The organism is Pseudomonas sp. Y39-6 (assembly GCF_023651955.1).
Classification (GTDB): Bacteria; Pseudomonadota; Gammaproteobacteria; order Pseudomonadales; family Pseudomonadaceae; genus Aquipseudomonas; species Aquipseudomonas veronii.
In genome coordinates, this window is the sequence record NZ_CP069594.1 from 4,916,930 (window position 1) to 4,929,716 (window position 12,787).

The 12,787-nt window shown below is 51.1% G+C and carries 10 protein-coding genes and 2 pseudogenes; 6 read left to right on the forward strand and 6 right to left on the reverse strand.

From position 1 onward, the window contains the following. Window positions 1–42 precede the first annotated feature (42 nt). Window positions 43–807 carry an 8-oxoguanine DNA glycosylase OGG fold protein gene (locus tag JN756_RS32240; protein WP_350339032.1) on the reverse strand — a complete coding sequence of 255 codons (765 nt, stop codon included), beginning with the start codon at window positions 805–807 and terminating at the stop codon, window positions 43–45. A gap of 93 nt (window positions 808–900) precedes the next feature. Further along, window positions 901–1,743 (reverse strand): DNA/RNA non-specific endonuclease, encoded by an 843-nt coding sequence (locus JN756_RS22315; protein WP_250690855.1) that lies wholly within the window; start codon window positions 1,741–1,743, stop codon window positions 901–903. A gap of 484 nt (window positions 1,744–2,227) precedes the next feature. Here JN756_RS22315 and JN756_RS22320 point away from each other — a divergent pair, with 484 nt between their 5' ends. After that, window positions 2,228–3,019, forward strand: coding sequence for a hypothetical protein (locus JN756_RS22320; protein ID WP_250690856.1), 792 nt, complete (start codon window positions 2,228–2,230; stop codon window positions 3,017–3,019). Window positions 3,020–3,296: 277 nt separating this feature from the next. On the opposite strand, the pseudogene JN756_RS22325 reads toward JN756_RS22320, so the two are convergent. Next, a pseudogene (locus JN756_RS22325) lies at window positions 3,297–3,917 on the reverse strand (tyrosine-type recombinase/integrase). Between the two features lie 123 nt (window positions 3,918–4,040). After that, window positions 4,041–4,535 carry a DUF2938 domain-containing protein gene (locus tag JN756_RS22330; protein ID WP_284694042.1) on the reverse strand — a complete coding sequence of 165 codons (495 nt, stop codon included), beginning with the start codon at window positions 4,533–4,535 and terminating at the stop codon, window positions 4,041–4,043. Window positions 4,536–4,834: 299 nt separating this feature from the next. Between JN756_RS22330 and JN756_RS22335 the strand changes: the two genes are divergently transcribed. The 3 genes from JN756_RS22335 (at window position 4,835) to JN756_RS22345 (ending at window position 8,155) form a co-directional block, all read left to right on the forward strand. Next, window positions 4,835–6,055, forward strand: a complete 1,221-nt coding sequence (locus JN756_RS22335; RefSeq protein WP_250690858.1) for an MBL fold metallo-hydrolase — start codon at window positions 4,835–4,837, stop codon at window positions 6,053–6,055. A 480-nt stretch (window positions 6,056–6,535) separates the two neighbouring features. Beyond that, window positions 6,536–6,826 (forward strand): hypothetical protein, encoded by a 291-nt coding sequence (locus JN756_RS22340; protein WP_250690859.1) that lies wholly within the window; start codon window positions 6,536–6,538, stop codon window positions 6,824–6,826. 414 nt (window positions 6,827–7,240) lie between these two features. Then, window positions 7,241–8,155, forward strand: coding sequence for a hypothetical protein (locus tag JN756_RS22345; protein ID WP_201021362.1), 915 nt, complete (start codon window positions 7,241–7,243; stop codon window positions 8,153–8,155). 436 nt (window positions 8,156–8,591) lie between these two features. Here the strand turns inward: JN756_RS22345 and JN756_RS22350 are convergent. Next, window positions 8,592–9,590, reverse strand: a pseudogene (locus JN756_RS22350) (serine hydrolase domain-containing protein). A gap of 417 nt (window positions 9,591–10,007) precedes the next feature. Next, window positions 10,008–10,970 carry a hypothetical protein gene (locus JN756_RS22355; RefSeq protein WP_201021363.1) on the reverse strand — a complete coding sequence of 321 codons (963 nt, stop codon included), beginning with the start codon at window positions 10,968–10,970 and terminating at the stop codon, window positions 10,008–10,010. A gap of 557 nt (window positions 10,971–11,527) precedes the next feature. Here JN756_RS22355 and pilL2 point away from each other — a divergent pair. Further along, entirely contained in the window at window positions 11,528–12,115 is a 588-nt protein-coding gene (gene pilL2 / locus JN756_RS22360) for a PFGI-1 class ICE element type IV pilus protein PilL2 (RefSeq protein WP_201021364.1), read from the forward strand. After that, window positions 12,115–12,783, forward strand: coding sequence for a hypothetical protein (locus JN756_RS22365; RefSeq protein WP_201021365.1), 669 nt, complete (start codon window positions 12,115–12,117; stop codon window positions 12,781–12,783). The genes pilL2 and JN756_RS22365 overlap by 1 nt, the downstream gene beginning before the upstream one ends. Window positions 12,784–12,787 lie beyond the last annotated feature (4 nt).

Here is a 12,787-nt window from a genome sequence, read left to right on the forward strand (position 1 = left end):
TGACGCGGGGCCATAGAATGTTGAGCATCTATCCTGCAGATATCAATAAAATGGTGGGGCCTGCGTAGCCCAGGAAGTCATGATGTGCCCGCGCCATGGATGAGGAGATGTGCCACCAGAGCTGAATAGCATTTCCTCCGCCCTTTCCGGAGTAATGCCTAGCCTCACGCCAATGTCCTCAACAAGAACACAGAAATCTTCGTAATCAACACTCGTCACTCTGTCGATCACTCTCACCCTCAGGTGAACGGGGCTAGAGGCTGCCTTAACTTTTGTCCCATAGTCAATTGCTACGGCAGGCCACGCCCATTGCCCGGTCAACATATGGACACTTCGTGCAGTCCATTGATCGAGGATGTATCCATCCGCGTTTGGACCGGCAAAAAAGATTATTTTCGTAAAGTAAGCGGGTCCCATTGACGGCAACTGCCCAGCCGCTCGCAGAGCTGAAAATGCAGCAAATGCACTACGTCGAGTGTGAACTCCATTTCGGATATCGTCACAGAGGGGAAGCCAGGACGCCTTAGCCGTCCAGAAGTCACGTCCATGATGGGCTTTCATCCCCCCCCACGCCATCGTAGCTAGGACACAGACCTCAGTACTGACCACATTAGACGGACTTCGCCATAGAGCTCTCAACGAAGCCCTCGTGGGAGCTGCCATCGGAAGCCCCGCAAGTGATTGTAGCGAAGCAGCAATGTGACCAGCCCACCGATAGGGGCTCTTCCCTGGCCAAACAGCCAGCGAGGTCGCTTGATGAGCAGTGAAAACAGAAAACTCGGAGGCTTTGAGCGGTGGTGGGGGCATTGATCAACGAGTCCATATTCTGGTTTTAGCTCCGATTGTAAACCAGAAATAGACTCTTAAGTGGCTGGGGTAAGGCTTCCTCGCAAGCCGTCACTAACATCCAATACGACTAGCCAACTGCCCCTGTCTCGACTTCAAGGCGGTCTGCACTGGCAGCGGCAGATCACTCCAGAACGTGAGCCCCGACCGAACTTCGATCTGATCGACAGTCACTTGGTAAGTGCAGAAGTTCGCGTTGCGTGGAGTCTCTTGGTTCATCAAGAACGAGGCATACAGCCCGTTTTCTGGTGAGAGTCCTACGAAGATAATCTTCCAGTATCCGCTCGGGATGGTGTGGGCCTTGTTCGTCCCGGGGAGCTTGCCTACAAAGTGTTCATAGAGCGGGCCGGTGGCGACGTACACCTCATCGATGGTTGGATCCTTGATTAGGCTCCTCTCCTGATCTTCAAGACGAGCCCAGGGTCCTTGGTTCAGGTCGGATTTCTGAGGGGTGATGTTCGAGAGGTAATTGAGGGTTTGCCAGCCTGGAACTCCCCCCATCGACGCAAGGTTCGCCTGATGACCGCGGTCGATCTTTAGCGCGATGTTTGCACCATTGTAGTCCACGGGATCAAGCGTCTCGCCGACAGGGACATCCGGATCCGTCTTCCAGTTTCGCGGGCGGCCACTTGCCGGCGACTCTTTTGTGATTTTGTAGGACACCCAGTTTGCAAACTTGGTCGAACCATTGTTGTTCAGTGTGTAAGCCTGGCGGGCCAGCGTCAGAGAACTACCGCCGGAAGGGCAACCCACCGAGCAGTTATCGATCAACAGTGCTTCGACTGACTGAGTGTGCGGCGTGATGTCAGACTTAAGCGTTCTATCGGACGTAGTACATGCCGCAATGAGGGGAAGCATCCAAAGCGCTAGAAGTTTGAGTTCTATACGTCCTTGCATGGTGTAACTCCTTGAGGCCAACGAATGAAAAAACTGAGTGGTAAATCAGTTGCCTCAGTTCCATTAATGGCTGCCCTCGGAGCAGCACCAATTCGCTAGTGACTGCTGAACCTGAGCGACAGGGGTAAAAAGAACACGCTAGACGAACGATCATCTGAAATGGGTCGATTGTAGACTGTCGCGAAAGACCGGTACCGACCCATTGCGGTCATCACCTCTCCCGCCACTGGTATGGATGAGCAAGGCTATGAAAGTCACGAATTGAGCGAACAGCACCAAACCGCCGATGGCAACGGCCCAGCCCTATCTATTGCATGGACCTCCCGAAGGGATGCTCAACCGTCCGTCATCAGCATCATCTTCGGCGTGTTGCTCTGCGGTTGAATTAACACTGTTCTCCTCCAGTTTTCTGATCTACTGCCGACACAGAAGCTGGATAAAAGCCCTGCAATAAATCCGAAAATCGCCTAGGGAAAGACGCTTGATGAAAAAAATAGTTGTGACTATGTTTTTTATGTCTCTGTTCGCATCAGCTTGTTCTAATGCTGAGGAAGGGTACGATATTAAATGCACCTTGGACAGTGGGGATATAATGACGCTCAGCCATAGCAACAATACAGCTTATATAGAGTTTTTGGGGCCTAATGACGATCCGGATGAGGGTGGAAGCGTGATTAAACTGGATATTCCGTCCGGTGGAGCACAGCAATTTCTGAGTAAGAGCAGCGACGTCAATCAGTCATTCGTTCTCCGAGGAACTGACGAGGATATTGAGGGCGCTGTTGCTGTTGGTTACGAAAATCATGAAGGTAAGTTAGGTGCTTATTTCAGCTCCATGAATAGCTTGGGAAAAGAAACCGAAAGACATACCTGCAAACCCGAAACAATCCAGGCGGACCGGGTAATATTAAAAAAAGGTATTGGGGTTGATGTGCCGTCTCAGAAAAGTCAGCCAAATGAAACGGGGACAAAAACCACAGGCTCTCCTACAGGAGTTCCTTTTAAAATAAGCGTTGGCGAAAGAATATTTCAGTACGGCACTGTCAGGACACCTTACAGAACAGTAAACATCGTTAGCACTTCAGACAATCTGGTTATTAACAGCGTTACCGTTAATAGAAATCAATGCTCGGAAAGCATGGGCAACCCCAAGAAGGCAATCAATTTGCCTTTCGGCAAAACTGCTACGTACGACTATAACATTCAATACAAGCGGTGTGATGTGATTGAGATTGTAGTTAAAACAAACAAAAACGATTGGACCTTCACACTTTAAGAAAAGCTCGTCTATGTCGGCATAGCTGTATGCATTATATTTTTGCCGCCATTTACGCGGCAAAAATATAATAAATGCTATCTACCTGTGATGGACTACCCTTCAGTTTAACTTCTCACGGTCAGGCATTGGTTTGTTCTCTTCCCGACAAGCCGCGTTATTTTGCTTCTTGGCCTTCACGTCTCCAGTTTGAATATTCGAAGCTTCACGCTAGCGCTGCAACTGGCAACGTTGGGTCGGTTAGCGACGGCCTGACTTCGACCGTCGCTATGCATAGTCAAACCTCAGTCTGTTCCGCCATCTGCAGGGCGTCATCGACCTCAATCCCCAGATATCGAACGGTGCTCTCCAGCTTCGTATGGCCGAGCAGCAGTTGAACCGCCCGCAGGTTCTTCGTCCTGCGGTAGATCAGTGATGCCTTCGTACGTCTCATCGTATGAGTGCCATACATGGCTGGATCAAAGCCAACGGCTTTCACCCAGCCTTTGACGATACGAACGTATTGCCAAGTGGATAGAAGGTCTAAGGTATGCAGCCGGCTAGGGAAAAGGCAGTCCTCGCTGCGTAGCTGGGCCTGATGTACCCAGGCCGCGACAGCGGACCGTGTTTGTTCAGTAATCTCGAACTGCACTGGCCGCTGCGTTTTCTGCTGCATCACCAAGGCTCATGACGATACGTGCTCGCCATGGGCGACGTCGCGCACGCGGAGCTTGGTTAAGTCGCAAGCTCGAAGCTTGCTGTCGATGGCCAGATCGACGAGAGCCAGATCCCGAGTTCTTTCTGCAATTTGAAGCCTTACTCGGATGGCCCAGATATCTCTCAGTCGTAGCGGGGGTTTCTGCCCGACCAATTTTCCTTTGTTCCAGCGCTGACGGCTGCGGGTAGCGATGATGTTCATGACATGTCCTCCACGTGTGGAAGGACAAGGATGGCTAACCAGAGCAACGGTCGCTAACCGGCCAAAGGCAGGCACTCGGAACTTACAATCTCACCCTGAGCACCACCGCTGTACCAAAGGCACTCAACTTAGGCAGAACGATCTCGGAAAGAGCATCATCAACAGCGATGCCGCCACAAAAAGTCCCAGTCCGAACGTCAGATGCTCAGTGACGCTCCTGCGCCTTGCCACGCTAGGTGCCCCTGTCTTCAAACCGGCAACGCCGAAACCGAGCGCGGGCTGCATGATGAAAAAAGGCGCAATCACATTGACCAAACCCATCACCAGCGCAGGTACTAGCATGGGGTTGCAGATCCACGCAGGCCCATTCACACCGATCAGCACCATCGCGAAGACGATACCTGTGATGTAATGGAATACCCATCCCATCAGGCGTTCATTCCTGATAGGAGGCGCCGCCATGATCGAGGCATGACGAAACCGTCCTTGCAACATGTGGCCCAGCCAACGACCAACCAAGCCATAGTCAAGCGACGCTAGACCAAACACTCGTGCTTGAACAAAACCCGACACGTCCATAATCAGCGTGGCCCCGATTCCAACAAACAGAATGTGCAGTGCGGTCTCGACTAGGTGACTTGGCCGGACGGTTACATTGCACGTCCCAGAAGGACCAGATATTACAGCCCAAATAGGCCAGAAATGATCACGGCTCTTGAGACGGCATCTTTCCAAGACGGAACCGCCCCGCGCCTCTCGCAACTGATGATGCTCGCGTCCCGGCGTCTCACAAACAGATTTCAGACAGTTCCTGATTCGATGTGACCGTCCTGACGCTCCTAATACATCTGTCGACGACGGTATAGATTATCTGCAAAAGGCAAGCGATGATGGCTAACTAAGATTAAGGAGCTTTCATGGCCAAATTTATCGCTCTTCCTGTAGGCCAGGGAGATGCTTTTTACCTGGATCGAGGTAACAGCACCATTTTGGTGGATGGCGGGAAGAGCAGGTCCGCCTTGCCCGACATGTTCCGCAGAGTAACCGGCAAGCATTCCGTTGATATCTTAGTGTGTACACATAACGATGCCGACCACGTTAACGGCGTGTTGGGTTTTCTTGAGTCAGAGCTGGGATGCGAAGAGCTGTGGCTCCCAGGCCGTTGGCTCGCGGTCCTGCCCGATGTACTCGCACCATTGCACACATTCGCGGAGAAAGTCCTGAGCGAAATGGGACATGACGGAATCCTCCTAGGCCCCGATGCACGACCCGTCGATCCAATATCACTCGAAGAATACGCAGCTAGGTATGAGGATCTTTATCGAGACTACGAGCCCGGCGCGGATGGTGATATGGAGCGTAACCATAACGGTATCGAGCTGGGTAACGACGGCTGGCCCACTTCGGCTATCAACGATCTAGAGACCGCTCAACCATGGGATATGGCTGGCGGCATAGTTTGGCCTAGTAATAATCTGTGGCAGTGGATAGATATCGTCTACGACAGCCCTACGACCGCCCGTAATCTAATGGTATCCCTTATCGATGCAGCCTCACGCATCAGGGAGGCCGCGATCCTCGCGTTTCACAAAGGAGTCACTGTTCGCTGGTTTGAGCACTGCCCCTCATTGCCATCTGGAGGGACCGCAGGAGTATTGATCCCGGCGAACGCTCAACAATTACTGAGAATGCGCTACCGCAAGGGATCGGTAGTGGAATACATATCCCTGTCAGTAGCAAACCGCGAAAGCTTGGTATTTTGGGCACCGCCAACCGACAGAATGCCAGGCGTCCTTTTCAACGCAGATTCGGATTTAGCAAAAATGTCTCTGCCCACAGGCCTCGAGAACTCATTAGCGACTGCCCCTCATCACGGCTCGGAATCAAACGCGCATGCTTACGATGTAGTGAAAAATGCCTCAGGAGATGGGAAGTCGGTGACATGGATTCGCAGTGACGGACGATTCCTCAAGCGCCCAGGAGATGCATATCTTACGAAGACCACAAAACGTTTCTGCACCCTGTGTCGCCCCGGAAAATCCCCTTCATCCAAGCCTAAACAGGCGGTAAGACTGTTCACCAGGAAGGGCAAATGGGCTCGCCATGAGGAATGTCATCCTTGCGCGTGCGCGCCCTAAGCATGACGCTGCCCTGCTATGACGCACCTCGCACGCCGAACAGCGAGGTGGCCCCTTAGCAATTTCCTGCACCACGCAGGGGCGTTACTAAAGCTAAGAATTAGCTATATTTTCCGAATCCAAACCGGCAGGGGTTCTCGGAAAACTCGCATTCGGCACAACTACGCTCAAGGCTCGACACGAAATCTTTGGCCAACGACATCTTTGGGTCGATTCTGTTGAAAAAGTCGGTTTCGGTTTTCAAGGCAGAAAAGTTCGCTCCCGAGATTGAAATCTGTGTTTTGGGCAGAAGGTTCACGACTCGGATTTTAAGTAGCTGCACGCAAAATAGGTGTTTTTACCCATCAGTTTCCGAGCGTTTTGGACAAACCGACTTTTTCAACAGAATCGGTCGAAAGCTGTCAGTCGTGGAGTCAGCGCTGCGACTCTTCGGCAAATGGTGGTACAAACTGAGCATATGACGACATGGATAGAGACGAAATGAATCAGCTGAGTCCCGATCTGCGTGAAGACCTCCTCGAAGTGCGGGATGAGGTCTCTACACTGATGTCCGCTGAATATGCGCAGCTTGGCCCCTTGCCTGATGATCATCCACTGGCACAGTCAGGTCTTGAGAATGGGGCAGAGATCGTTCTGGACTACATCGCGCACGGCGAGGCAGGTGTCGCACTCGATCATCTGTTCTACATGATCAAAGAGCCTCCTCTCGCTATCTCTGCCAGATCTGCCGAGAAGCTGGCTCGGCTTGCCAAAGTTTTCGAATGCCCTTGAGCTGGAGGGCATGAGGTCTGATCGGAGAGTAGAACAGGACGCGCCATTGTCGGAGCGGAAGACGGCTATCGGCCCAGAGTGTGTAAAAACGCTTCGTCAAAATTGAAGTGTGCGCGTCTACGTTAAATCTGAAATTTATCGGCACGTCAGCAGATGTGGATTTTGCGTAGAAGCGCGACTTTCAGTCCGGTTTTGAGTACCTGCCGCGCTCAAAAACGTTTTTACACAGCCTCGGCCAAAAGCTGACGCCTATAAGAGATAGAACAAATTCCCCCCCGTCCCAAGCCTCAAATCATCACAACGTCTGTCAACTCTAGGCACAAAATGATATCATTATGGCATCGCCTCGTGTTTGGATACTGCACTAATAAGTATCTAGCATGGGAAACTTAAGACATCTATAATGGCAAAAAGATGGAATCTGTAGAGTCAAATGATGCATCACAGGACTGTATTGAAAAAGTAGACCCTGTAGAGTCCGAAAACAAAGATGAAAATACCTCATCAAAGCCCAACAAAAAGTTAACCGAGAAAGAAATAAAGCAATCAAGAATCCAACTAAAACCATACGACTATAAAGCCGGAATCAAAGACAATGACGATGAGAAAGTCATAAAGATCTATGCTAAAAGTTTGAGTTTTATAGTATATAGAACAGATCGTGCAATACGAATTGATATTGATGATGAGCACTTGGATGCGCAAAGTATTGGTAGTCGCCACTACGGCCTGAGCGTCGATTTAGCGCGAATTTATTCGTTACTTCCTGAAAATCTTTCCAACTCAGAGTCGATAAACAGACTTGTAGCTCGCGCCATCACGGCTAACGCCGCTGGCCGCCCTGAGGACGCTAAGCAAATACTAGCCCAAGCCGAAGATCGCCTCGTAAAACTGAAGACCATCCAAGGGCGGCTTCGATATACCCTAAGCGCTCTAACTCTTGTCTTGATAGTTTTTGTAATTTCTTTATGCAATGGACTGACAAGTGCCCCGATACTATTTAATATTATTTTGCTTGGAAGTCTTGGCGGCGTCCTCTCTATCGCTCTAGGCTTTTCTTCGCTTGAAATAGACTTAGATGCAAGTAACAAAGTTAACTGCTTGATCGGCTGCTCCAGAATTTTAATAGCAATTGCCGCGTCGATTTTCTCTTACTTTGCGATACGGACAGACGTTGCTTTTTCGTTTGTCGCCAATGCCCCCGATAATTCAGGGTTTTACATGATCGCTATGGTAGCTGGATTTGCTGAGATGCTTATACCTAACATTATGAGTAACTTAATGAAGGAGGGAGGTGAGAAAAAACCAAGCGCATCTGAATCTGCATAACGGACGCAATTACACAATGATATCCAGTTCGAGTCGAATGCTTCAGGCTGGGACTATTGGATCACCAGAATGCGATACGGTAGCCGCACTTTCCCAACAGGCAGCTATGGGTCCAGAGTGTGTAAAAACGCTTCGTCAAAATTGAAGTGTGCGCGTCTACGTTAAATCTGAAATTTATCGGCACGTCAGCAGATGTGGATTTTGCGTAGAAGCGCGACTTTCAGTCCGGTTTTGAGTACCTGCCGCGCTCAAAAACGTTTTTACACAGCCTCGGTCGATTGTAGCCGGTCGCGAAAGACCGGAACCGACCGATTATGTTGAAAAAGTCAGACGCGGTTGTCAAGGCAGAAAAGTAAGCGCATGAGATTGAAATCTTAAATGCCCGCACAGGCATTCGGACACAAATTTCACGTAGCCGCGCGAAAAACAGGCTCCTTCACCGATCAGCTTCCGGGCAATCCGAGAGAACCGACTTTTTCAACACAATCGACCCAAAGCGGTCATCTGGAGAATCATGAGGCCAACGCCAATAGGACTTCGACGCTCTCAGCCCCCCCTGCTGCAGAACTTGCATCAGTTGTCCAACGACTATTGCTTCGACGGCACCTTCACTGGCGCCTGCCTCAAAAGCAGAGCAACAAGCCGATGCGTTACCGTCGCAGATACGGTAGACAGCAATGACACTGCCTGGCCCGCAGCCTGTGTGCCCGCATAGGGAATATCCGCAGTCAATCGTCCCCTGCATCACGCCAAGGCCATAGCCCGGCGTAATCCATGGGCGCCCGGGAATCGGGCCGCCCAATGTTCGTGCTGTCTGCATTTCCTGGAGCAAGCCCGTGGGGAGCAGATCTCCGCTGAGGAGTCGATCCAGAAATAGCGCTGCTTGTGAGATTGAGCCGATCAAAAGGCCGTGATAAACCCAGGCGGGGTCATAATTTGAGGTGCTTCCAAGGTGGGTCGTCTGTAAGTCTGCTCGCGTTTTAGCAAAGCGAATGTTCGACAGGCCCAGAGGGGAAAGTGCCCGTTGAATCACAGCTTCATCAAGAGTCAAATCGGTTAGCCGTTCAATTAGTCTACCGATGAGCAAGTAACCTACATTCGAGTAACGCCAACCGGTTCCGGGACCGTATCGTAGTCGAGTACCGTCAAGGCGTTACATCATTTCATTTGCCAACTAGGCCGGCTTATTATTCGTAACGGCGGCGTGATACTCAGCGAGTTCACCGTAATCAGCCAGACCTGCCTCATGCCGCAGTAGCTGGCGTAACGTGAAAGGCTGATCAAGAATTGGGTCGTCCAATCCGATCAGCCCGTCACGTACCAAGGTTAGGGCTGTCGCAGCCAAGACTGTTTTCGTAAAACTCCACCAGGGGGCCATCAGTTCCAATCGGTCAGGCGTTCGTGGCTGACCATTGGATACGAGTGAACTGAGCATTGGCTTCCTTGGAATGTTGAGCGGATCGACAGTTCGACAAGATATCTCATTTACTCTTTTTCGAAAGAGTGAAAAGTCAGCAGCTTGTACTGTCCTGAACGACTGCTATTAGCCCAGAGTGTGCAAAAACGCTTCGCCAAAATTGAAGTGTGCGCGTCTACGTTAAATCTGAAATTTATTGGCCCGTCAGCAGATGTGGATTTCGCATAGAAGCGCGATTTCCAGTCCTGCTTTGAGTATCTTTCGCGCTGAAAAACGTTTTTACACAGCCTCGGCCGGGAGCAGCCGTTTATGTATGGTAATTTCCCAAAGGGGAAGCTTCACGACAAGCTACAACAGCCTGCCTTCTGATCTGCAAACGCTCGGTCAAGGCTTGTTTACTCACTTAACGGTACTACCCATCACGATCGGCAGATTTTACTCAGCCATAAGCTTTTCGTATTTGTGTTGACAGTAACTGCAGACCCCTTCCCACTGTTCACTCGTATCCAGACGCTCTTCACACCATTTGCAGGCGATGTTATCAGGCACGTAAAAGCATGCAGCACATTGATCGTACGCGCAAAGATAAGCATCGGCCTCGCATTCTGGACAAGACTCCGTAACAGGGTCTCCGCCTTTACGAATAGACCAATGGTTCGCTCCAGACTGCGATTCGGAGACGGCTACTCCAATAACAGAGGCATAAGTAGAGTCCTTATGACAGGTGCTGCACGTAAAGACTTTTTCCTTATCTTGAACGCTCGAGTCATATAAACGAAGTAGCTCAGAGTCGCATTCTGGACAGCGCATGTATGGAACAGACTCAAGTACTTCATCAAACGGCCAGTCAATAGCTTCTAGCTTCTCTCGGCAAGCCTTTAGCTCTGCATCGTACACAGAAGCAACATCGAGCATCTGTCCCCAGCATTGCTCGCCAAGAATTTCGATAGGAGTCCTTTGGAGATGAGGTTCACAAAACTGCATAATCAGATGCAGCGCACTGGCGACAGCCTCTTTCATACGCTCCGCGGGTAGCGGACTGTAGTAGTGCTCAATATCATTTCTGATTCGCTGCAATTGCTCAAGGCGTCCCCATTCAATTTCGGTCACGCCAAGCGAGCGCAAACGCTCTGTAATATCTTGAACATCTACCGTCTTCTTTCCCTTACCCGTCCACTCAATTTCCCCAGTGTCCGGACTTGCTAGCGGTAAAATCTTTACTTTAAGGAGCACCTCATCAGAGCCATCGGGGCTTAATTGTTGAAGCTTATATTTGAAAAGAAGCAAAATACCCGCGTAGAGGTTCCGAATGGCAGAAAGCACCCGACGGTGGTCGTCGTCATGAAAATCCTCCATCCCAATTTGGATTGATTCCACAGCGTTATTCAAAATTGACATCTGACTCGTTCCTCCGTTAGGCGATCCATACAGAATGAGCCACCAGTAGAATAGATGTTACGAGTTTAGCCCGGATGCGTGAAGCCGCCCCCAAATCCTGCTTCATAACCGTAGATAGCGCCTATGGTTGACTGTTTCAGGCCAGTAAATGCCCCTGCGCTGAGCGTCCACTTTTGGCCCCGAGTGTGTAAAAACGCCTGATTGGGTTTTTATTTCGACGCTCAAAGGCCATGCTGACGTTTTGCAAACTGATCATGGTTTCAACGTGTGTTGGTCAAATCCGATGCATCGCTGGTCAGAACGAATGCAAGTGACTGGTCAAGTCGAATGCAAACAGGCGGTCAAGTGAAGCGCAATTTCGCACTTTGCTTGAGGGCTGCGCTAATCTCGCTCCAACGGCATGGATAGGCAAGCTAAGCATCGGCGGATCTCGTCGTTTCTGAAGCCTCAACCAAAAGCCAAAAACACCAAAACCCCAACGTTCAATATCAGTTTCTTTGCGGTCCCTTCCCTTTAGGTTTGCCACCTTGTTCTCTCCATTGTGTGAGGAAACAAGGATGTTCTACCTGCTGAATAGCCCGCTGAAGGCCATTTCACTATTCGCTTTTCCGCTAGCGGCAGCCGTGCTTTCAGGTTGTATGTCGTCTCACGGCTCAGTTGAGCCTGAGCCGGTAACGGAGTCTGCGCGTATTGCGTTGCCCCTGACTAACGCCACGACTGCCATACATGCGAAGCCCTCATCGGCTATTCGCTATGGTCGCTACACCCTTGCCAATACGTCGCCCAGACCCGAGCAAGTCGACCTGCTCAGCCAAGTGATCGACATCCAGATACCGGATGGTCTTGCTCCCACGGTCCGGGATGCATTGACGTATGTGTTGCGCCATTCGGGCTACCAGGTGTGCCCGCTGAATGACGATGTGCAACTGCTGTACTCCCGTCCCCTGCCCGCCTCGCCTTACCACCTGGGCCCGATCTCATTACGCAACGCCCTAGTGACGCTGGCAGGTGTCGCCTGGCAGCCAGTTGTAGATGATAAGACTCGAACTATTTGTTTTGAAACACGCAGTTCTTCTGGGCTCGCGCGAAGTGCGGACTCTTTAGGCTCGACGACAGACAGTCAGCCGCATACGGGAGGTGAGTGATGAATCGCCGCTCTTTCCTCCCCGCTCTACAAAACGGAACATTGGTGCTACTAACCGGTGCGGCGTTGCTCCTGGGAGCGCAGCTATCCGCCCTCTCCTCAGCCGTGCAGCAAACACCTTCGAGCGATCAGCTTGAGAGCACCCAGCAACGTCTTGAAGAGGTGAACGCCAAGCTCGATGCCTTACAGCAAATGGGCTTCGTGACGAATGAGGATTTTCAGATCCATGAACTCATCCTTCAGGAACAGTTGGATGAACTGAATCGCACCCACGACCGATCTGCTGATGTTCAAGAGCTGCAGCGTGATTTGGGTGATCTAGCGGCTCAAGTGCAGATTGCGCATACCCAACTGCAGGCGCTGAAAACCATCATCGACGGTCTGCCCCCCCTGTCGGCATCCCCATCTGTAGCCGCGACGCCACGCCCATCTCAGCGAAAAGTCTTCGCCAATAAATCCTCCCCGCGGCCCTTCAATATCCTCGGCATCGAATCTCGCGGTGGTGTGATGTTTTTGGCAGTGTCGCCCACAGGTCTGACGCGACTGGATGACGTGGAATTAATGCGTGTTACCGGCTCATACATGGGCTGGAGGCTAGACACGCTACTGCCTGACACTGCTCGTTTCAGACGGCCTGATGGCTCCTCACACGACGTGAAGATCAACTAGGAGG

Coding starts and splice junctions, on each gene's coding strand:
- JN756_RS22315 (WP_250690855.1), bottom strand. CDS start 1,743: ATGCAAGGACGTATAGAACTCAAACTTCTAGCGCTTTGGATGCTTCCC.
- JN756_RS32240 (WP_350339032.1), bottom strand. CDS start 807: ATGCCCCCACCACCGCTCAAAGCCTCCGAGTTTTCTGTTTTCACTGCT.
- pilL2 (WP_201021364.1), top strand. CDS start 11,528: ATGTTCTACCTGCTGAATAGCCCGCTGAAGGCCATTTCACTATTCGCT.
- JN756_RS22355 (WP_201021363.1), bottom strand. CDS start 10,970: ATGTCAATTTTGAATAACGCTGTGGAATCAATCCAAATTGGGATGGAG.
- JN756_RS22345 (WP_201021362.1), top strand. CDS start 7,241: ATGGAATCTGTAGAGTCAAATGATGCATCACAGGACTGTATTGAAAAA.
- JN756_RS22365 (WP_201021365.1), top strand. CDS start 12,115: ATGAATCGCCGCTCTTTCCTCCCCGCTCTACAAAACGGAACATTGGTG.
- JN756_RS22335 (WP_250690858.1), top strand. CDS start 4,835: ATGGCCAAATTTATCGCTCTTCCTGTAGGCCAGGGAGATGCTTTTTAC.
- JN756_RS22340 (WP_250690859.1), top strand. CDS start 6,536: ATGAATCAGCTGAGTCCCGATCTGCGTGAAGACCTCCTCGAAGTGCGG.
- JN756_RS22320 (WP_250690856.1), top strand. CDS start 2,228: ATGAAAAAAATAGTTGTGACTATGTTTTTTATGTCTCTGTTCGCATCA.